We start from the raw sequence: 23,132 nt of genomic DNA, 5'->3' as shown, positions 1-23,132 counted from the left end.
CGGAAAGACTCACCATGAAATTGAAACAAAACAGGCTCTGTATGCTGGCTGTCTGCTCGCTTCTGCTTTCGCATAAATCGGGGGCGGTATCGTTTGATACCTCCCTGCTTGCTGGCGCATCCGGTGAGTCCGATCTGTCACGCTTTTACGAAAACAACGCCATGCCTGCCGGCCCGCAGGAGATGGATATTTACGTCAACGGGGACTGGAAAGGACGCTATACGGTGACCTATGGCGAACAACAGGATGACGTTCGCCTTGCGTGGAAAGATGCCCTGATGCTGGGGATCAACACCAAAGCGATCCCGGCGCCCGCCATTGCTCAGGGACAAGTGCAACTGCACGATCTCGTTCAGGGTGGCGAGGTGAAAACGGATACCGGTACCCTGAGCCTGGCACTCACCGTGCCGCAGGCGGCCGTGTTGCACACGGAAGAGGGCTATGTTGCCCCCCAGTTCTGGGATGAAGGGATCCCGGCACTCATGCTCTCCTGGAACACCACCTGGTACAACACGCGGACGAAAGGCTCAGCGAAAGAGACCAATGACGATTTTTACGCCGGGCTGGATTCCGGAGCCAACCTGCTGGGCTGGCAGTTTCGCGACAGCAGCACGTGGCGCAAATCCGCGAGCGGCGACAGCAGCTGGCAGAACAACACCCGTTACCTGCGCCGCCCGCTGGCGGCGCTGAAATCTAACCTGACGCTGGGTGACTTTTATATTCCGGGCGATCTGTTTGATTCCCTGCGCGTGCGCGGCGTCTCGCTGGCATCAGATATAAAAATGCGTCCCAACTCACAGCAAGGCTTTTCGCCGGTAGTGCACGGGGTGGCGCGCACCAACGCCCTGGTCAAAGTGATCCAGAACGGTAACGTCATCTATCAGGAAAACGTTCCGCCGGGACAGTTTACCCTCGACAGTATTCAACCTACCGGGTCGGCCGGCGACCTGCTGGTGGTCGTGCGTGAAGCCGACGGTTCACAGCAATCCTTCACGGTGCCCTTCTCTGCCGTGCCCGGTATGCTTAAAGAAGGCGTGAGCGAGTACAGCGTGGTCGCCGGTAAAGTCCATCAGAGCACCCTTGAGGCGGAACCGACCTTCCTGCAGGCCACGCTGCGCTATGGCTTTAATAACCTGATGACAGGTTATACCGGTACGATCGTGAGCGACGATTATCAGGCCGGGCTTATCGGCACCGGCTGGAACTTACCGTTCGGCGCGGTCTCCGTTGACGTCACCCATGCAAAGACGACGCTGCAGGACAGAACCGATAGCGGCCAAAGCTTTCGCGTGTCGTACAGTAAGTTTATCGATACCACTGCCACCAACTTCACGCTGGCGGCCTACCGTTATTCCACAAAAGGCTATTACAGCTTTAGCGACGCGCTCTACTCCCGGGACGGGTATCAACGCCTGAAAGCGCAGTATAACGAGTATGAGGATCGCTTCGGGGTCGCCCCGGAGATGACGATGAGCACCTGGGATGCCCTGCGCGCCGCGCAGCCTAAAAATACCTTCACCCTGAACCTGAACCAGCGGCTGCTCAATAACTGGGGCACGGTATTTATCTCCGGCACGCAGCGCGACTACTGGAATTCCGGGCAAACCTCGCGCGAATATCAGGCCGGCTACTCCAACGATATCGGCCGGGCCAGCTATACCGTCTCCGCCAGCCGGGTGCGCAACAGCGAGCGTGAAGAAGAGACGCGTTTTTACCTCTCCCTCAGCCTGCCGTTCTCGCTATTTGATAATAACGCGTGGATCACCTCCAGCCTGACGGCCAGCGATTCGCATTACGAACAGAGCAATATCAGCATGAGCGGCAACGCGCTGGAGTCAAACCGCCTGAGCTATACGCTCTCCGGCAGCAATGCCCGGGGCGGGAATAACACGGCCAGCGTGAACACCGCATACCGTGCAAACTTCGCCACGCTGGGCGGCTCATACAGTGAATCCTCCGACTACCGCCAGACCGGGCTGAACGGGCGCGGCAGCCTGGTGGCCGTGCCGTGGCATCTGCTTGCCTCGAACGAAACCGGCACCACCATGACGATTGTGGATGCTCCACAGGCTGAAGGGCTGATGGTCAACGGCGATGAAAGCATCGTGACCAACCGTGATGGCGTGGCGCTGGTTCCCTATGCCACGCCGTACCGTAAAAACGCCATCACCCTGTCCGAAACGGCGAACAGCCGTGGGGCGGAAGTGCGCGGCAACATCGCTAACGTCGCCCCATACGATGGCGCAGTGAACTACATCCGCTTCGACACCGACCAACGCCAGTCCTGGATGCTTCGCGCCAGCCGTCCAGACGGGGCGCCGCTGCCGTTTGGCACCGAAGTGCTGAATGAGCGCGGCGAGTCGGTAGGTTATGTCGGCCAGGCCAGCGTGCTCTATATCCGCGCGGAACAACCACCACGCGAGCTTAACGTTCATTTGCGTGGCGGAAACTGCACTATCGCCACTCCGGCGTGGGGACTGGAAAGCCCGTCCTCTGTTTGCCATAACTAACGGAACATCAACATGATACGGTTACTGACCTTTCTGTTTCTCGCCTGTGTTAGCGGGGCAAGCTATGCCACCTGTTCCGGGGGCAGTATTTCCTATGGCCCGCCGATCAGCATCGACCTGTCGGATAAGCTGACGCCGGCCACACCGACCTGGACCGGGAGCTTCAGCACCCAGTACAGCGGCTCGTTTAACTGTTCAACCGGCAACAGCGAGTTTTCCTACACGCCGATCCTCTCGACCGACAGTAAGTACGCCACCATTCTGGGCTTCAGCAACGATAAATATAGGGTGCGGGCGGAGATCACCAGCACGCAACCCAACAAAACGCTGACCGCGGGCGGTAACCATACGGCCTCTGAGCTGAATACGCCGTTTACCGTGCGCTTTACGCTGGTTAACCAGAGCGGCACCACGCTCACGGGCGACACGGCGACCATGAGCGATGTGCTTTTCGTCAGCGATATGAGCGGCATGTCGTTCTGGGAGATCGTTACCTGGCCGATAAACCAGCTGGTGAAAATTGTGCAGTGGCTGTTTAACGGCTTTAAGTGGCCATACGATAACCGCGATATGTTTGGTCAGCCGATGACCATCAAATATGCGCCGAAGCTGACGACCTGCTCGTTCGATAACGCGGGGCTGACGGTTCATTTGCCTACGCTCGGTATTCCCCAACTGAGTGCCTCTGCTCAGCCAGGGCTGACCCCCTTTACGCTCAATATGAGCTGCCAGAATCTGGCGACGAACGGGAGTTCTGACCGGTCGATTGAGATGTTCCTCTCCAGCACCCAACTGCTGTCGACCGACAGTTCCGTGCTGGTCGACACCAGCAGCAGCGCCGCGCAGGGCGTTGGCCTGCGGCTGATTCAGAGGAACAACCCGCAGCTGCCGGTCGTCTTCTCAACCTCGACCACCAGCCGGGGGAGCGCCACGCTGCTGTTTAGCGTGGCGGCGGGCGAGGCATTGAGCAAGACCTTCACCCTGCCAATGGCGGCGTCGTATTATGTCTGGGCACCGGCGAAGGTCAGCCAGGGCAAGCTGAATACCTCGGCCACGCTGAATATTATCTACCCGTAATACGCAATCATGAGACATTCTCGCTTAATTCCCGATTTTCCCCGCCATCTGCAGGTACTTGATCAGTTCACTGTGGTTGGCGAGGTTGAGCTTCTTCATCGCATTGTGCTTTTGGGTGGCGATGGTACTGGCAGAGCGGCTTCGCAGGTGGGCAATTTCGGTCACCGTATAGCCTTCCACAATAAGATGAAGAACCTCCCATTCCCTGGCGGATAGCACCGAACGCGATCGCGCGCCGGCACGCATCATCCCCTTCAGAAAAGATGAGATCCGCGGCTTAACGTCTTCTGTCGTCAGCAGCGCCCGCAATTCAGTTTTTAACTCCCCGGGCGCATCCTGCAGAGAAAGTGTCAGCTCATACTTCATCTCCAGCACTTTTTTTAATAAACCGTACTGTAATTCCGGAACAAACAGCACACGCTTTACGTTATGCGTATGACACAACATATTAAGCCTGTTACTGGTTTGTACACCCCACGCCTTATGATTAAACAGATAACTGAACTCGGTTATCACAATATCAACCTGGCGATCGATAATCGCATCAAAGAGCTGCTCTGTTGATTCAACTATCGTTATGTGCAGGGAATATTCAGGCAGTAATTTCTGTAGCGCATCGCTTATCATCTCCTGCAGAATATTGACTCGATAAAACACAAGGATCCTGACGGTTAATTCAGTATAAATCATATTATTTCATTGCTAACACGAATAAAGAAGAGTGATAGTAATTTAATAAAATCACGCTCACAACTTATTCCCTCCAGGATTTTAACGGCTATGGCGATAAAAATCTGCAGCGGGGAAAAACACTAGGCCAGGGTAAAGATTTTCGGGACCGAAAGAGCCATACCCCCCACAAAAATCGACCTTCACAGCCACTTTGCACCAGACCAAATCTTAATCTTCGCTATTTTTCAGAATAAAAATCTGTTTGCAATATTATTAGAAGATTAAAGACATTGGTTCTGACATTAAAATATTTTTTGAATTTTATTTCCCTCTAATAAAAAACATTCCCTTTACTCGTTATGTTCCTCTGGCATACATTTTACGCATCATCCCACCACACATTAATGGGTGACGACTACATTCGAATGACTTTTTCGCTTACAGGGACCTGGTGCTCAGCTAAAGGAGAATGACCATGAAAGAAAAAATATATGTGGCGGTTGTTGATAGTTGCGAATTCACAATGATTGGCCTGCAATATCTTGGCAACCGCGAACCTGACGAGCATCGGGATGTTATTTTCCATGGATTTAGCAATATTGAAGACTTTCTTCTCAGCGAACGGGTGTGGGACATCGTGATTTACGATCCGCTAAATACCGGCAATTTTATGATCACGCCAAATGAAGACATTCTGCGCATGAAAGAAATACAGCCTGAAGCGAGGATATATATCTATTCGTTATCCGCTGGTTTTCTGAAGTTTAAGCATGTGGATGGGATCATCAATAAGCGTGTTTCGCTGGGGGATATCAAGGCGATGTGGCAAATCCTGATGAGCCAGACGCCAAAGGCATTAAACCATTACAACGTCAGTATTACGACGCGACAGCGCCCTGCAAGACTCTCTAATGAGGAGGCCAGCGTGCTTCGGGGTTACTCATGTAATCTGAAAACCAAGCAAATTGCCCGCCAGCTGGGCTGCAACGTCAGGCTGGTCTACTTCTACAAAAACAACGCCATGAATAAGCTCAAGGCCGTCCGGGGACCCTCGTTCTATCAGAGCATTCGCTGGATCCTGAATTAACTTCTCGACCGTGTGTCGTTTGCCTTTGTTCCCGCGTCCGCGGGAACCTTTTTTTTCTCAGGGCCTCGTCATGTACACCGTTCTTCCCTCTCCCATGCTGCATACCATCACGGGGCTGCGGTTTCAGCCTTTAGTGGATTTTCATTCCGGCCAGGCCGTGGCGCATGAGGTTCTTGTAGAGATCCACAACGTCAATCTTGATGTGCTGTTTGCTTCGCTGCCCACCCGCTGTGCGCTGCAAATCTTTTTCTGGCAGGCTAAGACGCTATTACAGAGGCAGGATAAAGGCCAGTACTGGCTTAATTTTCCGACAGATCAGCTGCTTGACCCCAGATCCATCGATCTGTTGCTTGCGCTACGTCACCAGCAACGCTTAACGATTGAGATTCAGGACCCGCTAACCCTGACCCGTATGAGTACCGCAGAGCAACGCAGCATTCATAAAAACCTGCATCGGCTTAAAGCGGCGGGCTGGAAAATCTGGCTGGACGACCTGACTTACGAGCTGGCAGACGATTATGCGCGACTTGCCCTGCCGGTTGATGGCATCAAACTTGACCGCTCAGAGCTCAACACCGCTGGCCGGTTTGACGAACTCGTTCACTTCGTCCGAGATAAGATTGCCAGGGCTGTCGTCGTTGAAGGGATTGAAACCGCGCAGGATCTGCAGCGAGCCCGCGCGTCGGGCGCCCGGTTTGGCCAGGGTTTTCTCTGGCCAGAAAGCCGGATAGACGCCAGCGTGACGGCGTAAAAGCCGGTGGCGTTACCAGCCCGGTACCGCCCCGCCGTTAAAGATAGTCTCAGCCGCTTTTGCCACTTCAGGCGACTGATAAGACTGGATAAACGCCTTCACGTTTTCCGCGTCTTTGTTGTCTTCGCGCGTGACCACAATGTTCACGTACGGAGAGTTTTTATCTTCAATAAAGACGCTGTCATGCACCGGCGACAGCCCGGTTTGCTGAATATAGGTGGTGCTGATAATGGCGACGTCCACTTTCGGGTCATCCAGCACGCGCGGCAGCTGCGCGCCTTCCAGTTCCATAATGTTCAGGTGCTTAGGGTTGGCGGTAATATCCAGCGCCGTTGGCAGCAGACCGGTGTCCGGCTTCAGGGTAATGAGCTTCTCTTTTTGCAGCAGCAGCAGTGCGCGACCAAGGTTGGTCGGATCGTTTGGAATGGCGATGGTCGCTCCGTCCTTCAGATCGGTCACGGATTTAATTTTGCGGGAATAGCCCGCCATCGGGAAGACGAAGGTGTTCGCCACGGCGACCAGTTTATAGTTATGCGCCTTGTTATCTTCTGCGAGGAACGGGCGATGCTGGAAGACGTTGGCATCCAGTTCACCCTGGTTGGTGGCATCGTTAGGCAGCAGCGAACCGCTGAACCCCACCAGCTCCACATCGAGGCCATATTTCTCTTTTGCCACTTTTTTGGCGACTTCCGCCACGTCCTGTTCAGCGCCATTGATGACGCCGACTTTAATGTGTTTGGCATCGCTGCCACTTTGATCGCATCCTGCCAGCAGCAGACCCGCGAGAACCAGAGCACCCAATCGACGTTTCACAAGACAGTTCCTTTTGATTAATGTTGTAGTGACTATATCGACAACGAGACGGTGAAATAAAAACCGAAAAAGAATCAATAAGAAGGATAAGTTATATGCGGTCTGTTGCCGGGTGGCGCTGCGCTTACCCGGCCTACATGACGGGGAAGTGTAGGCCCGGTAAGCGTAGCGCCACCGGGCGATGAATCTCGATGCCTAATGACAGAACCGGGCTTAAAGGGCTTTCGCCAGATAGTGTCTCTGCATACCCGCATAGGGGTAATCCTGCAAAGACATCTGCAGCTGATACCCCTGTTTTTCATAAAACGGACGCGCCTGGAAGCTGGCGGTATCCACCAGCGCGTGCTTGCAGCCTTTACGTCTGGCTTCATCTTCCGCCGTTTTGATGAGCTGGCTGCCAACGCCGCTACCCCGCACGGTGTCGCTCACCCACAGATAATCAATATTCAGCCAGTCGCCTTTTCGTACGCCGATTAACCCGCCCAGCATCACGCCTTTTTCATCTCGTACGTACACACCAATATCGCCGCTAAAGGTCGCCATATCCAAAAACTGCGCGTTGTAGGCCCTTAATCCCACTAATAACTCTTCTTTTTCCTGCCCCGTAACCGTAGTGGTAATACTCAGTTGCATAGCGTTCTCCCTGTTTTTGTGTGCGGTTTGACTATCTCACAGATATTTTCTGGAGAAAATTCATACTTTCGGATGGCGTCGCTACACTGAATGTAACGATATATTTCATGGGAAGCATGTGTCTCTTAAAGGGGGTTTCGATGAAAGCTGCGCACCTGGTCTGCCTGCTGGTTTGTCTGCTCTTCGCTGCGTTTGTCCATGCTCAGGAAAAGGACGACCCGGCGAAAGAGGCGCAAATCAAGCAACAGGTTCTTAGAGATGTGAAGAAAACCTGTACGCCACAGAAAAAACAGAGCGATAAGGCCTGGCAGGAGATGATTTTGTCGTCTGAGGCCAATCAGCTGCTGATCAAAAACGCCATTACCGCCGTCAAGCGCGACAACCTGGACGCCTACTGGGCAGCGATTGGCCAGGTGGATTGTATGGAAGATTATTGAGGGCTGGAAACGTGCTTCTCGCCGGGTGGCGGCTGCGCCTTACCCGGCCTACACAACATTTTTAACGCTTACGCACATCCGGAATAATCAAATCCCCGCGCAGAACGTAGGACCCGAGCATCTGCGTTTTTTCCGTCAGCCAGCTCACGATACGCGCTGCCATCGCATCCATTGAATATTCAATAGCCGGGATCACCGGGATACCCGGCAGGTGCAGCGATCCGGCAAGGCTGAAGATCATAATGTCGTCCGGCACGGATTTATTGAACGCCTGAAGCTGCGGGATCACCCGCTGGGCTTCCTGCTCGTCCGCCACCAGCAGCGCGTTGAAATTCAGGGTGCTGGCGTTATTCAGCAGCTCCTGTAGCGCAACGGATGAGGAGGTCGCGTCCATAAAAACAAGGTTGCGATTAAAGGGCAGGAAATTTTTCTCCAGCGCGTGTTTGTAGCCAAGCAGAACCTGGTCAGCAAAACCGCTGCCGTGCGGGTGGATGAGGGCAATCTGGCGTCGACCCTGGCTGGTCAGGTAGTTACAGGCGGTTTCGGTGGCAAAGGCGTGATCGAACTGGATGCTGTTGGAATTATCAGACTCCATACAGTCAACCAGGATGACGTTGTCCATATCGACGTCCAGCGGAAAACGTGCGCCAATCACCAGGATGTCATCACAGAGCCCGCAGGAGAGTTCTTCAAGGGCGTGCATCACTTCCGCTTTGCTATGCGCGAAGCGCAACAGCAGGTGTTTTTGATGCTGGCTTAGCTGTTTTTCCAGTGCGTAGAGATAACCGGTGGTCTGGTTAATGTTTTCCTGCGCGCAAATGACCCCGATACAGCCCGTCGACTGGCTCAGCAGCGACTGCGCAATCACATTTGGGCGGTAGTTAAGTTCATCCACGGCCTTCAGAACGGCCTGACGGCTGGCTTCCTTTACGCCACGCGACCCACTCAACACTCGCGATACCGTGGCTTTAGACACCCCGGCAAGACGTGATACATCATTGATTGTCGACATCTCTTTCCCCTGACAGGCTTACCTTTCGCCTGCAAATTCCATGACCGCTTCGGCTCACATTATAGCCAGAACGGAGTATATCCGTTTCCGTTTTTCATGGAAACCGATTTTCCGTTTCCACTCAAAATGATGTCAAAACAGCCAAATTCTGTGACATGCATCCGGTTAATTAGCCTCATAAGTAAGGGATCTTGATGGTTGTCACACTTCTGTCTTTTATGAATGGAAACCGGTTTCCGTATAATGTCCAATCATCCTCGCAATAACTTTTTACATTTAGAGGATGGTTGTTGATGTTCAAGATTATGCTGTGCTGCTCTGCCGGGATGTCCACCAGCCTGCTGGTCAGCAAAATGGTCGATGTCGCGAAAGAACGTGGTTTGCCGGTGAAGATAGATGCGTACGGTGTTTCCGAATTTGATACGCAGTTTCCGCAATACCAGGTCGTCCTTCTCGGACCGCAAGTGAAATACATGTTAAAGACACTCTCAGACAAGGCGGCGACGCAAGGCATTCCAGTGCAACCCATTGATATGATGGATTACGGCATGCAACGCGGCGATAAAGTACTGGACTATGCTCTGTCGCTTATCGAAGCGGCACACTAAAAGGTGTTCACATGAGTTCGTTATATCAATCAATGGTCGCGGTGATTGAGCAGTCAATTACCCCGCTGGCCGCAAAGCTTGGACAGCAAAAGTATGTGATTGCAATCCGCGACGGCTTTACCGCCGCGCTGCCGTTTATGATCATCGGCTCGTTTATGCTGGTGTTCATCTTCCCGCCGTTCTCGGCGGATACCACTAACAGCTTCGCCCGCGGCTGGCTGGATTTCTCCCAGACCTACCGCGAGCAGCTGATGCTGCCGTTTAACCTCAGCATGGGCGTGATGACCTTCTTCATTTCGGTGGGGATTGGGGCAAGCCTGGGGCGTCAGTTTAACCTCGACCCGGTGATGTCCGGCCTGCTGGCCTTTATGGCCTTCCTGCTGGTGGCCGCACCGTATGCAGACGGTAAGATTTCCACTCAGTATCTGTCCGGCCAGGGGATTTTCACCGCACTGATCACCGCGATTTACTCCACCCGCGTTTACGCGTGGCTGAAGCAGAACAACGTGACCATTCGCCTGCCAAAAGAAGTGCCGACCGGCGTGGCGCGCTCGTTTGAGATCCTGATCCCGGTGATTGTGGTGATCGGCACTCTGCATCCGCTAAACCTGTTCATTGAAGCGCAGACCGGGATGATTATTCCGCAGGCGATTATGCACCTGCTGGAGCCGCTGGTCTCTGCGTCGGACTCTCTGCCAGCCATTCTGCTCTCCGTGCTGCTGTGCCAGATTTTCTGGTTCGCCGGTATCCACGGCTCGCTGATTGTCACCGGCATCATGAACCCGTTCTGGATGGCAAACCTGTCGGCAAACCAGGCGGCGCTGGCCGCGGGTGCCGCGCTGCCGCACGTCTACCTGCAGGGCTTCTGGGATCACTACCTGCTGATTGGCGGCGTGGGCTCTACTCTGCCGCTGGCCTTTCTGCTGCTGCGCAGCCGCGCAACGCACTTACGTACCATCGGAAAAATGGGCATTGTGCCAAGCTTCTTTAACATCAACGAACCGATTCTGTTCGGCGCGCCGATCATCATGAACCCGATGCTGTTTATCCCGTTCGTGTTTGTTCCGCTGGTGAACGCCTGCCTGGCGTACGGCGCAACGAAGCTCGGCTGGCTGGCACAGGTTGTGTCGTTAACGCCGTGGACCACCCCCGCGCCGATTGGTGCCTCGTGGGCCGCCAACTGGGCGCTAAGCCCGGTGGTGATGTGCCTGGTGTGTATGGTGATGTCCGCGCTGATGTACCTGCCGTTCCTGCGTGCCTATGAGCGTACGCTCATCAAAAACGAAGAGCAGAAAGCTCAGGCGACCGTCGGTGCCGCTGAAACAGCAAGCCATTAAGTCAAAGAGGAAGAGTTATGAAATACGCATTTCCCGATAACTTCTGGTGGGGCAGCGCAAGCTCCGCTCTCCAGACGGAAGGGGCAAGAGAGGGTGAAACCACGTGGGATTACTGGTTTGCCCGCGAGCCGAACCGTTTTCACAACGGCGTGGGGCCGCAGCAGACCTCCACGTTTTATCAGCAATGGAAAACGGATATTCAGCTGTTAAAGCAGCTGAACCACAACAGCTTTCGTACCTCGATTAGCTGGGCGCGCCTGATCCCCGACGGTATCGGTGAAGTGAACCCGGAAGCAGTCGATTTTTACAATCAGGTCATTGATGAGCTGAATGAACAGGGCATCACGCCGTTTATCACCCTGTTCCATTTCGACATGCCGATGGCGATGCAGGAAATCGGCGGCTGGGAAAACCGCGATGTGGTGGACGCTTACGCCCGCTATGCGCAAATTTGCTTCGACCTGTTTGGCGACCGCGTGCTGCACTGGTTTACCTTCAACGAGCCGATCGTGCCGGTAGAGGGCGGTTATCTCTACGACTTCCACTACCCGAACGTGGTGGATTTCCGTCGGGCGGCTACCGTGGCGTATCACACCGTGTTGGCCCACGCGAAGGCCGTTCAGGCTTACCGCGCCGGACATTACGCGGGTGAGATCGGTATCGTGCTGAACCTGACGCCGTCATACCCGCGTTCGCAAAACCCGGCTGACGTGAAAGCGGCGCACGTTGCGGATCTGATGTTTAACCGCAGCTTCCTTGACCCGGTCCTGCGCGGTGAATACCCGGCAGACCTGGTGGCGCTGCTGAAATCCTACGATCAATTACCCGCCTGTAAACCGGATGACGGTTTCCTGATTGCGGAAGGGAAAATCGACCTGCTCGGCATTAACTACTATCAGCCGCGTCGCGTGAAGTGCCGCGACAGCGCGGTGAACCCGCAGGCGCCGTTTATGCCGGAGTGGTTCTTTGATAGCTACGAGATGCCGGGCCGCAAGATGAACCCGTACCGCGGCTGGGAAATCTACGAGCCGGGTATTTACGATATTCTGGTTAACCTGCGCGACAATTACGGCAACCCACGCTGCTTTATTTCTGAAAACGGCATGGGCGTCGAAAACGAGCAGCGCTTTATTGAAAATGGCCAGATTAACGATCAATACCGCATCGAGTTTATTTCCGAACATTTAGCCTGGCTGCATAAGGGCATTAGCGAAGGGTGCAATTGCCTTGGCTACCATATGTGGACATTTATTGATAACTGGTCGTGGTGCAATGCGTATAAAAATCGCTACGGATTTATCCAGCTCGATTTAAAGACGCAGCAGCGCACCATTAAGAAAAGCGGGGAGTGGTTTGCCGCCACCGCGTTGAATAACAGTTTTGACAGAGAGTAATTGTGATGATCGCACTAGAAGAAGCCGTAATGGAAATTATCGTCAATGCCGGCCAGTCCCGCAGCCTGTGCTTTGAGGCACTGCACGCGGCGCGTCGGGGCAACATTGACGAAGCCAAAAGCCTGCTGCGCGAAGCCGACGGCTACGCGCGCCAGGCGCACAAGATGCAGACCAAACTGATCGAGCAGGATGCGGGTGAAGCCCGCCAGCCGATGACCTTAATTATGGTGCACGCGCAGGATCATTTAATGAATTCGCTATTAGCGCGTGAATTGTCTGAAGAAATTATTCATTTATATCAGAGATAGTCTATGGCGAAATAATGTTAATGTAATACCTCTGTACCTTAAATAGAATTCCACTTGTTCTGATGATAGCGACATACTCTGTCAGATCGGAGCGGGATGGTTATTGTCTGAATAAAACTAAACTATATTGAGATAACCATGAATACGATTAAAAAACTTCCATTAACCATGGCGGTTATCGCCGCGCTTTGCCCAATTTCCGTGCTCGCACAAGAATTCACGCAGGAGCAAATCGACGCCATTGTGGCAAAAGCGGTGGACAAAGCGCTGGCTGAGCGTCAGGCCAAAATGGATGCCGCCGTCGCGAAAAAAGCCGACGTGGTGACCGAGCCGCAAAGCGCGGCGCAATCACCGGATATGGCGATTCCATTCGGCATTAAGTTTACTGGCTACGCCCGCTACGGCGCGCACTTCCAGGCGGCCGATCAGAAATACGTGGCGGTAGACGGTTCCTATAACGGCGCGTCCGCCATTGGTCGTCTCGGTAACGAAGGCAACGGCGGGGAATTCCAGCTCTCCAAAGCCTTTAAGGGTGAAAACGGCGCCATCTGGGACATCAACGTGATGATCGACCACTGGGGCGACGAAGTTAACCTGAAAAAGGCCTACGCCGGGGTGACCAACATTATGGCCTCCAACCCGAACGCCTACTTCTGGGCCGGCCGTGACTTCCACCAGCGTCCGCAGCAGGGCATCAACGATTACTTCTGGATGAACCACGACGGCCAGGGCGCCGGGGTGAAGAACTTCGATATCGGCGGCGTGCAGTTTGACGTCGCCACCGTGGCGGCAGTGGAATCCTGTAGCCCGGAAGTGATGGAAGATGAAGCGAACCCGTCGCGCATCACCTGTACCGGCGGTTCCGGCACGGGCGACAAAGGTAACTACGCCGCGACCTCAAAAATCCACGGCATGAAGATCGGCCCGATCGACATGGAGCTGTACGCCAACTACGGCTTTGACTCCAAGGCGGTGGAGAGCGATGAACGTCTGAACGCCTGGCAGGGCGGCGTGGTGCTGAGCCACACCAACGACAGCGGCGTGAACAAGGTGATCGCCCGTTACTCTGATAACGCGGACAACAGCGTGTTCAACAAAACCGAGGATCTGACCACGGTCTACGCCAGCTTTGAAGGGCTGTACAAATTCACCCAGGCGACGCAGGTGGAGTACATCCTCGCCTTCCACGACTACGACAACAGCCGCGATAAGACCGACAACCGCAAGAACTACAACGCCATCGTGCGCCCAATGCACTGGTGGAACGACGTTCACTCCACCTGGCTGGAAGCGGGCTGGCAGCACGTTGATTACGACAACGGGGGCGATAACAAGGGCTGGAAGCTGACCCTGTCGCAGAACATGTCTATCGCCATGGGGCCGGAGTTCCGCCCGATGCTGCGCTTCTACGTGACCGGCGGCAAAGTGGATAACGAGCGCACCGCGCGCGTGAACGGCACCAAAGACGAAACGCTCGACGACTTCAACGTCGGCGCGATGTGGGAGGCGTGGTTCTAGTACAGCGCCGTTTTTTTCGCCCGGCGGCGCTGCGCTTGCGCGGGCCTACAAAACCTTGTAGGCCGGGTAAGCGCAGCGCCACCCGGCAAGATCCCATGTTATGCTACAAAAAAACAAACATAACAGGGGAGAACATGGGTTCCACACGTAAAGGGATGCTAAACGTCCTGATCGCCGCCGTTTTATGGGGAAGTTCAGGCGTTTGCGCGCAGTACATCATGGAGAAAAGCCACATTTCTTCGCCTTATCTGACCATGGTTCGCCTGCTGTTTACCGGCGTGATCCTGCTGACGCTCTCCTTCGTTCACGGCGACAAGATTTTCTCAGTCATCAAGCATCGCAAAGACGCCATCAGCCTGCTGATTTTCTCGCTGGTCGGCGCGCTCACCGTGCAGCTCACCTTCCTGCTGACGATTGAAAAATCCAACGCCGCTACCGCCACCGTGCTGCAGTTTCTGTCGCCGACGATTATCGTGGCGTGGTTCGCGCTGGCGCGAAAAAAGCGCCCCGGCGTGTTTGTGCTGTCGGCCATCATGACGTCGCTTGTCGGCACCTTCCTGCTGGTCACCCACGGCGATCCGACGTCGCTCTCCATCTCCCCTGCCGCGCTGTTCTTCGGCATCGCCTCGGCCTTTGCCGCGGCGTTTTACACCACGTATCCGTCAACGCTGATTGCCCGCTACGGCACGCTGCCGATTGTCGGCTGGAGCATGTTGATTGCCGGATTGATGCTGACGCCGTTTTACGCCGGGCGCGGGACCACGTTCGTGATTGACGGCAGCCTGCTGCTGGCGTTTTTCTATCTGGTGGTGATTGGCACCGCGCTGACGTTCAGCCTGTACCTGAAAGGCGCGCAGATGATCGGCGGGCCGAAGGCGAGCATTCTGAGCTGCGCCGAGCCGCTGAGCAGCGCGTTACTGTCGGTGATTTTGCTGGGCGTGGCGTTCACCCTGCCAGACTGGCTGGGCACGCTGCTGATTGTGTCGTCGGTGGTGCTGATTTCGATGGATTCGCGTAGAAGGGTTAAGGCATCGGCGTAGCCTGATGCCCTCACCCCACCCCTCTCCCACGGGAGAGGGAGAAAAGTACTACTTCGCCTTAACCTTCCCCGCCACCAGCAGCGCCGTCAGCAGCATCAGCGTGCCGGAAATCACCAGCGGTGACGTCAGCCCCAGATGGTCGAGCGCAACGCCGCCCACCGCCGCGCCGCAGGTATTCGCCAGCTGGATCACCGCCACCTGAATCGACCCGGCTTTTTCGGCCTGATCGGCAAGCGTTCGGGTAATCCACGTCGACCAGCCCACCGGGATCAGCGCAAAGGCAAAGCCCCATATAATCGCAACCGCAGAGGCCACCCACTTATCGCTGCCCCACAGCACCAGCACTGCTGCACTGACAGCCAGCACCAGCGGCGCCCCCGCCAGCGCCACTTTCAGGGAGCGTTTCAGGAACTGGGACGACAGCGAGGTGCCGACAAAGCTGGCGATACCGAAGCTCAGGAGCACCAGCGTCAGACCGTCCACGTCAAAGCCCGCCATGGTCATAAACACCGGACGGATATAGGTGAAGAAGGCAAACTGCCCGGCAAAGGCCATAAAGATGGCGGTCATCCCCGCCAGCACGCCAGGACGTTTAAGCAGGCTGAACATGTTCTGTTTGTGATGCGCCGCTTCGCCCGGCAGCGACGGCAGCGCTTTCCACACCCAGATAATGCAGAGAAGCCCCATCACCGCCGCCGCGTTAAAGACGTTACGCCAGCCGATAATCCCGCCGAGGAAGCTACCCAGCGGCGCAGCAATCACCAGCGCGATAGAGACCGCGCCAAAGATAACGGACAGGGCTTTTGGCACGGTACGCGCGGGCACCAGGCGCATGGTCAACGAGGCGGACATTGCCCAGAAGCCGCCTAACCCCAGTCCGAGACAGGCGCGCCCCAGCAGCAGTAAGGTGAAGCTTTCAGCGAAGGAGACCAGCAGGCAGGAGAGCGTCAGCAGGACGCTGAAAAGAATGACCACTTTACGGCGGTCAATCGCGCCAATCACCTGCGTGATAAACAGGCTGGCGAACATCGCCACAAAGGCCGTCACGGTGACGGACTGCCCCGCCACGCCTTCAGAAATGCCCAGATCCTGCGCCATCGGCGTCAGGAGGCTCACCGGCAGAAACTCAACGGTAATCAGGCAGGCGACGCAGAACGCCACGGAAAAAACCGCCGACCAGTTGGGGCGAGCAACCTCTTTGGTCTGCGGTCTGGTCGAGGGCTGGATATGTTCTGTCATGGCGTCACCTGAAGATAAAAACGTGCGGAAAAGTCGCGCAGTTTATCATCAAAAGTGTGACGGATTTAACGTTTAGACAACTTTTGACGTTTTTAATGAACCAGGAGGGAGAGCGTCGTCGACTGATACCTTTTCAGCATAACGAAAATGAAAATTCAGTATCCACATTTGAGGTGAAACAATCATAGCGTCTGAAAAGGAGAAACTATGAAAACACGTACTTTATCTCAAAATCTTACCGTCAGTGCTGTCGGCTATGGTGCCATGGGCCTGAGTGAATTTTATGGCCAGACTAATGACAAAGCCTCACTGCAGGTATTGCATAGCCTCATCGATCTGAACGTGACGTTTATTGATACCGCAAATTTATATGGCCGTGGTCATAATGAAAGACTAATCGGTCATTTTCTTGCCGGGCTGGATAAAAGCACTCGCGAGCAGTTCAAAATAGCCACGAAGTGCGGCATCGACCGCTCGCCTGACGAGTCTTACGCCCGCACCATCAACAATACGCCTGACTATATCATCCGCTGCTGTAATGAGTCCCTCAAGCGGCTTGGCGTGGAGCGAATCGACCTCTTTTATCTACACAGACTGAGTAACGCCACACCGGTCGAAGAGAGTATGGATTGTCTGCGCACCCTGGTTAAAGAGGGCAAGATCAACCACATCGGCCTTTGCGAAGTGTCGGCTGCAACGCTGCAACGGGCCCATGCGGTACATCCAGTCACCGTACTGCAAACGGAATATTCTCTGTGGACACGCGACATCGAGGAAAGCATTCTGCCGGTCGTGAAAGAGTTAGGCATCGGTCTGGTACCCTACTCGCCTCTTGGCAGAGGCTTCCTGACGGGAAAATACCTGAACAATAGCGACTTTGCAGAAGGTGATTTCCGTAGAAATAACGAACGTTTTGTTCAGTCCAGCCTCGATCATAATCGCCAACTGCTCGATGTCATCCACCCGCTGGCGGTGAAGTACGGCTGTACCGCAGGTCAGATTGCCCTTGCCTGGCTGTTAGCGCAATACGATAAGCTTGTGCCCATTCCTGGCACTAAGCACCTCAACTATCTGACCGAGAATGCGCAAGCTGCCGACATTGTGCTTGAGATGAATGACATTGAATCATTGAATAACCTTCATCGCCGGATAGCGATCAAAGGCGATCGCTATTCCGCCGAGGGTATGAAGGGCGTGAACGCCTGATACCTCATCATGAAATAAAAAACCGGGTTTCCCCGGTTTTTTTATTCGTTGTCGGCAATGATAATTTTTCATCCATGCCGTATGCGGGTGCGGGCGTTAACTGGACTCATACGATTTCTCCATCCGGAATGGTTTTGCGCTCAACGTGGCAGGAATAAACGCGACAAGCAGAACGGAAAGGCCGATGGCCGTGGCGGCGACGATATACAGGAGCGGCAGTGAAAATGATGAAACCATCCAGGCACCGACTGACGCGCCGATACCAATGGCGGTGTTGAAAAACGACACGTAGATTGCAGAGGCCGGGAAGGTTTTATCCTCCGCCATACGTAAAACCCACGTCTGGAAGCCGACAAATATTCCTGACACGGCCACACCCCAGATAATCATGCCGGTGAATATCAGCCCAGTAGAGAGCGATGAATCTGACAGGCCCAGGAAGAACAGCACTGCACAGATCAACAGAACAGACATAGAGACCGTCAGCTTGAGATACTTATCAATCAGCACGCCGGTCAGGAAATTACCGGCCAGCCCCGAAATACCGTAAACAAAAAGCACCGCAGGAATAAAGGCGTTGGACAGTAAACTCTGCGTATGTAGCCAGGGTTCAATATACGTAAAGGCAGCAAAGTGGGCCGTCACAGCCAGCATAGTTGCTAAATATATTTTCCATAAGGTAGACGATCTCAACACGCTCTTTAACGCATCCAGACCAAGCGCACTTTTACTGGTAATGTGGGGAATAAGAACGCTAATGCCTGCAAAGGCAATTGCGCTCAACGCGGCCATCATCCAGAATGCCTGCCGCCAGCCGAAGTGAATACCAATATAGTTAGATACCGGCACGCCAAAAACGCTTGCTGCGGAAACGCCTCCAAATACGATTGACGTCGCCACCCCAATATATCTGGCAGGTACGATGGCTACCGCCGTCGCGCCGATCATCGCCCAGAATGCTCCATGAGCAAGTGCACCCAGTACGCGGGCGCTAAGCAGCATGCTGTAGCTCGTTACCGTTGCGGCCATAATATTGGAGATCAGAAGCACCACGGTGAGCACGAGTAAAAGCCGCTTTCTGGACACATTCCCTAAAAAGACTGAAGCAAACAGCGCACTCAACGCCCCTACCCAGGCATAAAGCGACACGGTCATGCCCACCGCGGACTCTGAAGACTGTAGCCCCTCTGCGATTGGCGTTAATAAACCTACTGGCGCCAGTTCAGTGGTAACAATAGTAAACGTTGAAATAGCCAGAATAAATAAAGCAAGCCATGACTTTAAGGTCATTTTTTGCGGAAAACGTTCTACAGCCATACTCGCCACCTCAATATAATAATCAGTAAATTTTTGCGAATCAGAAAAATATTAAATGTTGTTACCCACAAACTGTGGAACCCGATATCTTTGTGCCAACGTTGATATTTCCGCGAGCCTTTTTTATGTTCCTCGGGATACTTTAGAACAGAGATATCCTTGTGATAAAAATAAGAAAAAGCAGAAATGAATTTATCAGCTCAGCGCGCAAGTGGAATTATTAAATTTGTAATATACTTTTTGTATTACTATTAAATGAGGTTTTTCTTCATAGCATTAGCGTGTAATATCAAAATCGAAAAAAGACTAAATACCTTTTCGCATTCAGGACTCACGTATGGCCACAGCAGAACATTTAATCAGCAATAACCTGCCCAGTATCAAACAATTACAATGCTTTCTCGCTGTTGCACATGAACTGAATTTCCGTAAGGCTGCCGAACGTCTACGCATGACTCAACCGCCATTGACGCGTCAGATAAAGTGTCTGGAAGCGGTTCTGAAACGTCAGTTGTTCAGCCGCAGCACGCATGACGTTAGCCTCACTGAAGCAGGTCGTGCGCTGGTTGTTCAGGCAGAAAAAATACTTAAAGACATCAGTAATCTAAAAGAAGATCCTCTCTCTTCTGAAACGAGCCTGCGTATCGGGCTCACGCGGACGCTTAATTTTGAATATATTGAACCCGTGAATACCCAGCTTCAAAAAATGAACGCGGGAGATGATGTCGAAACGCCGGACCTGACGTCTGCCCAACTGCTGCAAAGCTTGTCAAAAAATATGCTGGATCTGGTGCTGACCGGTGAAAAAGGAACGGGTCATGAAGACATTGTTCAATACCGCTGGGTCTGCCAGGAACCGTTGCTCATCGCAATGCCCTCTTTACATCCTGCCAGCCTGAAAGAGAAAGTCGCGCTGGAGGATATTAGCGATCTTCCCATTTTCTGGTTTTCCAGAAGTGCTAACCCGTCATTCTACGACAAATGCGAAAGCTACTTTGATACGATGAAAACGCCGCTGAAGCGGATAAAAGAGCCGGATGATACCCTCGTGATGCTAAGCCGTATCGCAAGAGGGAAAGGATTTGCGCTGCTGCCTCAGTCGAAATGCACCTTTAATCAGGAAGGACTTTGCTACCGTGAACTCACGGACGCGGAGGCAAAAAGGTTAAACATAGATATCTATGCCGCCACCCGCCTCAATGAAAACAGAGAAGAAATTCTTAACGCTCAAAATATCCTGTGCGGAAAAACGGCTTAATGCAGATAAAACACACCCTCTTCCGGCAGGAAGAGCTGGTTATAGCGTAACTGGAAGGCATTCAGCTCCTGCGGATCGGGCTCCATCTCGCGCATAAAGCCAAGTGCCAGACGAATTTGCGCATCGGTAATGGGCGCGGCCAGGCGGGCTTTACGCAGCAAGCGGTGCCACGTATGCAGGTTCTCTTCGCTGCCGTCGACAATGCAGACCTGCCAGATCAACAGCACCTGCGCGGCGTTTTGCAGATGCGCCTCGTCGGGGCGTTCAAGATAACGGATAAACTCATTGCCGGGCGTTTTACCGAACTGGTCGATCATCGACTCGACCGGCATCAGGGTGATCCCCAGCCGCTCGCTTAAGCGTTTGATGGCGCGGCGGGAATCTGAGGTCAGGATACGGAATCCGACCACAAACACCACGGCAAGCGTTGCCAGCATTATCCAGACCATGCGTTCTCCTTAGACTAGCCGCTCATCATAGCGGGAAACGCAGGGCGTCAACAGCGGGCAGAAGCATAATAGTGAACTGAAAAGCGCTGGAAAAAGGGCAGGAAAATCGTTTTAGTTTTTATGGGGACGATTGTATATCCACGGTGTATGGTCAACGGCTGGCGGTAACGAATCATTACTTCAGGGAAAGAGCGAACATGTCCATAACAATCAGTGTCCTGCTGGAGAACCGACCTAACCCCGGCGCTAAAAACTTATTGCGGGCTAAAGCAGGGCTCAGCCTGTTTATACAGGATGAAAATGATTCCATTCTGTTTGATACCGGTCCTGATGATAGCTTCCTGCATAACGCGGGTCTGATGGGGGTCGATTTGACTCGCCTGACCGCAGCGGTACTTTCTCACGGGCACTATGACCACTGTGGCGGCGTTCCGTGGCTACCGGATAATTGCCGGATCGTATGCCATCCCCACGTGGCCTGCGAGCGCTACTCGGCAATACAGTTTTCAGGGTATACCGCCAGACTAAAAAAATTGTCGCTGAATAATGATTATTCACGCTACCGCATGGAATACAGCAGTACCCCGCTCCAGATTGGGGAGCGCTTTATATGGTCAGGGGAGATCCCTGTCGCCAAACCGCACGCCTACGGTGTTATCGGCAGTAAAAATGCGAATACGGATTATGTAAAAGATGAAGGGGTTCTGATTTATAAATCTGACCGTGGCCTGGTCATTTTTATCGGCTGTGGGCACCGAGGGCTGATTGATATTGTGCGTCATTGCCAGAGAATAACCGGCATCAATCATATCCATGCAATTTTCGGCGGTTTCCATCTTCGCTGTGCGTCACCGCGTAAGCTCTGGGCAGCCAGGCAGTTTCTGCACGGCTTACAGCCCGACAAAATAATGGGCTGCCATTGTACGGGTAAATGGGGCAATTTGTGGTTGCCGGGCACTGTCACCCCGTCAACAGGGGATATTTTTGTTCTGGGGTAGGTCTTAATTCAGCGAATAAAAAAGCCCGGCATCACACACCGGGCAAAGAAGTCACCTGCACACTCAGGCTATTTTTAATTTCTGCGCACGATTTTCACGGCGAATTTTACGTTCTTCCAGCACCGCAACCATCGCCATCAGAACGATACAGCCAATCGCTGCCGCATCCAGCGCCGCGAAGGTGCCTGCCCAGCCGGTGAGGCCGAAAATTGGCGTGCCGTCGGCAATCATCCCCAGACCCAGCTTGGCGAAGCTGTCACCAATCAGATAAGCGAAGGTGCCTTTAATCCCGTCGGCGGCACCGATCGCTTTTTTCGGTACGAAGCCAACTGCGGCTACGCCGATCAGCAGCTGCGGACCAAACACCAGGAAGCCGAGCGCGAACAGGGACGCCAGGTAAACGTACTGGTTACTGGCGTGTTGGTACACGCCAAGGGTGGCGATAATCAGCGCCAGCGCGACGCAGGCTACCAGCGCGCGACGGCCGTTGGCGAGGTCAGAGAGCCAGCCCCACAGCAGGGTGCCGACCAGCGCGCCCACTTCAAACAGGGTAAAGCCCTGAATCGCCACTTCTTTAGAAAGCTTCAGCTCCTGGAAGGCATACACGGTCGACCATTGGTCAATACCGATGCGCACCACGTACAGAAAGATATTCGAGAAGCAGAGCAGCCAGATCACTTTGTTTTTCAGCACGTACTCAACAAAGATCTGCCATTTGGTCATCTCGTTTTCTTCGGTCTCTTTGTCCTCTTCGCTGATCTCCTCGCCGAACAGCTCTTCAGCTTTGCCGAGGCCGTAGGATTCCGGGGAGTCGCTGCCGAAGCGCAGGCCGATAAAGCCGACAATCAGGGCGATAATCGACGGGAAGATAAACATGCCGATCACGTGGCCGTCGAACAGGTAGTTCGCGCCAAACAGCGCCACGCCTGCCGCACCCGCCCCGCCGAGGTTGTGGGAGATGTTCCACATGCCGAGGTACGAACCACGCTTGCGGCGCGGGGTCCATTTGGTGATGGTGGAGTAGCTACACGACCCGCCGGTACTCTGGAAGAAACCGCTCAGGGCGTAGAAGGCGATCATCAGGAACAGGCTAACGGAGCCGGTGCCCATGCTGGCGCTGAAGCCGAGCATACAGATAGCGGAGAGGATCAGCATAAACGGCAGGAACTGCTTGGTGTTTTTGCCGTCCGCGTAGTAGGACACAACGGTTTTCCCCACCCCGTAGGTGATGGAGAAGCCCAGGCCAATCATCCCCAGCTGCGTCATGCTCAGCCCGTAGGTCGAGATCATGTCGTTCTGCGCGATGTTAAAGTTCTTGCGGATCAGGTACATGGTCAGGTAGCCGATAAAGACCACCAGATAAGACTGCATGAACGGTTTGAACCACATTTTGCGCCGCACGTCGAGCGGCAGATCCAGGGTCGGCTTACGCACCTGATTGAGGAAGGCCAGCATGGTTTGCTCCTGA

Annotated in this window: 22 protein-coding genes; 14 read left to right on the top strand and 8 right to left on the bottom strand. The window is 53.9% G+C overall.

The window, feature by feature from the left end:
• Positions 1-14: 14 nt before the first annotated feature.
• Positions 15-2,510, top strand: a complete 2,496-nt coding sequence (locus PYW49_RS19550; protein ID WP_320387278.1) for a fimbria/pilus outer membrane usher protein — start codon at positions 15-17, stop codon at positions 2,508-2,510.
• A 12-nt stretch (positions 2,511-2,522) separates the two neighbouring features.
• A complete protein-coding gene (locus tag PYW49_RS19545; protein ID WP_320387277.1) occupies positions 2,523-3,587 on the top strand; it encodes a fimbrial protein in 1,065 nt (354 codons plus the stop codon).
• A 24-nt stretch (positions 3,588-3,611) separates the two neighbouring features.
• Here PYW49_RS19545 and PYW49_RS19540 read toward each other — a convergent pair whose 3' ends face one another.
• A complete protein-coding gene (locus PYW49_RS19540; RefSeq protein WP_320387276.1) occupies positions 3,612-4,244 on the bottom strand; it encodes a LuxR C-terminal-related transcriptional regulator in 633 nt (210 codons plus the stop codon).
• Positions 4,245-4,734: 490 nt separating this feature from the next.
• On the opposite strand from PYW49_RS19540, the gene PYW49_RS19535 reads away from it, so the two are divergent.
• Both PYW49_RS19535 and PYW49_RS19530 read left to right on the top strand, forming a co-directional pair.
• Positions 4,735-5,346, top strand: a complete 612-nt coding sequence (locus tag PYW49_RS19535; protein ID WP_134348293.1) for a helix-turn-helix transcriptional regulator — start codon at positions 4,735-4,737, stop codon at positions 5,344-5,346.
• 70 nt (positions 5,347-5,416) lie between these two features.
• On the top strand, positions 5,417-6,097 hold the full coding sequence (locus PYW49_RS19530; protein ID WP_320387275.1) for an EAL domain-containing protein: 681 nt from the start codon (positions 5,417-5,419) through the stop codon (positions 6,095-6,097).
• 12 nt (positions 6,098-6,109) lie between these two features.
• On the opposite strand, the gene nlpA is transcribed toward PYW49_RS19530, so the two are convergent.
• On the bottom strand, positions 6,110-6,928 hold the full coding sequence (gene nlpA, locus PYW49_RS19525) for a lipoprotein NlpA (protein WP_320387382.1): 819 nt from the start codon (positions 6,926-6,928) through the stop codon (positions 6,110-6,112).
• A gap of 195 nt (positions 6,929-7,123) precedes the next feature.
• Positions 7,124-7,543, bottom strand: a complete 420-nt coding sequence (locus PYW49_RS19520; RefSeq protein WP_320387274.1) for a GNAT family N-acetyltransferase — start codon at positions 7,541-7,543, stop codon at positions 7,124-7,126.
• Between the two features lie 86 nt (positions 7,544-7,629).
• Here PYW49_RS19520 and PYW49_RS19515 point away from each other — a divergent pair, with 86 nt between their 5' ends.
• Positions 7,630-7,980: a YicS family protein gene (locus PYW49_RS19515; RefSeq protein WP_346417722.1), complete on the top strand. Its 351-nt coding sequence runs from the start codon at positions 7,630-7,632 to the stop codon at positions 7,978-7,980.
• Between the two features lie 61 nt (positions 7,981-8,041).
• Here PYW49_RS19515 and PYW49_RS19510 read toward each other — a convergent pair whose 3' ends face one another.
• Positions 8,042-8,992: a LacI family DNA-binding transcriptional regulator gene (locus tag PYW49_RS19510; RefSeq protein ID WP_320387273.1), complete on the bottom strand. Its 951-nt coding sequence runs from the start codon at positions 8,990-8,992 to the stop codon at positions 8,042-8,044.
• Between the two features lie 293 nt (positions 8,993-9,285).
• Here PYW49_RS19510 and PYW49_RS19505 point away from each other — a divergent pair, with 293 nt between their 5' ends.
• The 6 genes from PYW49_RS19505 to PYW49_RS19480 all read left to right on the top strand — a co-directional run bounded on the left by PYW49_RS19505 (position 9,286) and on the right by PYW49_RS19480 (position 15,197).
• Complete coding sequence (locus PYW49_RS19505) at positions 9,286-9,600, top strand: PTS sugar transporter subunit IIB (RefSeq protein ID WP_010426508.1); 315 nt, start codon at positions 9,286-9,288, stop codon at positions 9,598-9,600.
• Positions 9,601-9,611: 11 nt separating this feature from the next.
• Positions 9,612-10,937: a PTS sugar transporter subunit IIC gene (locus PYW49_RS19500; protein WP_134348288.1), complete on the top strand. Its 1,326-nt coding sequence runs from the start codon at positions 9,612-9,614 to the stop codon at positions 10,935-10,937.
• Between the two features lie 17 nt (positions 10,938-10,954).
• Positions 10,955-12,331 carry a glycoside hydrolase family 1 protein gene (locus tag PYW49_RS19495; protein WP_320387272.1) on the top strand — a complete coding sequence of 459 codons (1,377 nt, stop codon included), beginning with the start codon at positions 10,955-10,957 and terminating at the stop codon, positions 12,329-12,331.
• A 5-nt stretch (positions 12,332-12,336) separates the two neighbouring features.
• Positions 12,337-12,639, top strand: a complete 303-nt coding sequence (locus PYW49_RS19490; RefSeq protein ID WP_320387381.1) for a PTS lactose/cellobiose transporter subunit IIA — start codon at positions 12,337-12,339, stop codon at positions 12,637-12,639.
• Positions 12,640-12,777: 138 nt separating this feature from the next.
• Complete coding sequence (locus PYW49_RS19485) at positions 12,778-14,157, top strand: carbohydrate porin (RefSeq protein WP_320387271.1); 1,380 nt, start codon at positions 12,778-12,780, stop codon at positions 14,155-14,157.
• Positions 14,158-14,291: 134 nt separating this feature from the next.
• Positions 14,292-15,197 carry a DMT family transporter gene (locus PYW49_RS19480; RefSeq protein ID WP_047347463.1) on the top strand — a complete coding sequence of 302 codons (906 nt, stop codon included), beginning with the start codon at positions 14,292-14,294 and terminating at the stop codon, positions 15,195-15,197.
• A gap of 48 nt (positions 15,198-15,245) precedes the next feature.
• Here the strand turns inward: PYW49_RS19480 and nepI are convergent, their stop codons facing one another.
• Complete coding sequence (gene nepI, locus PYW49_RS19475; protein ID WP_320387270.1) at positions 15,246-16,436, bottom strand: purine ribonucleoside efflux pump NepI; 1,191 nt, start codon at positions 16,434-16,436, stop codon at positions 15,246-15,248.
• Positions 16,437-16,643: 207 nt separating this feature from the next.
• On the opposite strand from nepI, the gene PYW49_RS19470 reads away from it, so the two are divergent.
• Positions 16,644-17,642 (top strand): aldo/keto reductase, encoded by a 999-nt coding sequence (locus tag PYW49_RS19470; RefSeq protein ID WP_320387269.1) that lies wholly within the window; start codon positions 16,644-16,646, stop codon positions 17,640-17,642.
• Between the two features lie 96 nt (positions 17,643-17,738).
• Here PYW49_RS19470 and PYW49_RS19465 read toward each other — a convergent pair whose 3' ends face one another.
• Positions 17,739-18,959, bottom strand: a complete 1,221-nt coding sequence (locus PYW49_RS19465) for an MFS transporter (RefSeq protein ID WP_320387268.1) — start codon at positions 18,957-18,959, stop codon at positions 17,739-17,741.
• Positions 18,960-19,296: 337 nt separating this feature from the next.
• On the opposite strand from PYW49_RS19465, the gene PYW49_RS19460 reads away from it, so the two are divergent.
• A complete protein-coding gene (locus tag PYW49_RS19460) occupies positions 19,297-20,217 on the top strand; it encodes a LysR family transcriptional regulator (RefSeq protein WP_134348277.1) in 921 nt (306 codons plus the stop codon).
• Here PYW49_RS19460 and PYW49_RS19455 read toward each other — a convergent pair.
• Positions 20,214-20,666: a DUF1198 domain-containing protein gene (locus PYW49_RS19455; protein WP_320387267.1), complete on the bottom strand. Its 453-nt coding sequence runs from the start codon at positions 20,664-20,666 to the stop codon at positions 20,214-20,216. The two genes, PYW49_RS19460 and PYW49_RS19455, sit on opposite strands and share 4 nt — an antisense overlap.
• A gap of 197 nt (positions 20,667-20,863) precedes the next feature.
• Here PYW49_RS19455 and PYW49_RS19450 point away from each other — a divergent pair, with 197 nt between their 5' ends.
• On the top strand, positions 20,864-21,664 hold the full coding sequence (locus PYW49_RS19450) for an MBL fold metallo-hydrolase (protein ID WP_320387266.1): 801 nt from the start codon (positions 20,864-20,866) through the stop codon (positions 21,662-21,664).
• A 63-nt stretch (positions 21,665-21,727) separates the two neighbouring features.
• On the opposite strand, the gene uhpT is transcribed toward PYW49_RS19450, so the two are convergent.
• Entirely contained in the window at positions 21,728-23,119 is a 1,392-nt protein-coding gene (gene uhpT / locus PYW49_RS19445; RefSeq protein WP_134348274.1) for a hexose-6-phosphate:phosphate antiporter, read from the bottom strand.
• Positions 23,120-23,132: the final 13 nt, after the last annotated feature.

The organism is Enterobacter chinensis (assembly GCF_034008295.1).
GTDB classification, from domain to species: Bacteria; Pseudomonadota; Gammaproteobacteria; order Enterobacterales; family Enterobacteriaceae; genus Enterobacter; species Enterobacter chinensis.
Note: the sequence above shows the minus strand (reverse complement) of the source record. Positions and strands in the feature narration are given on the sequence as shown.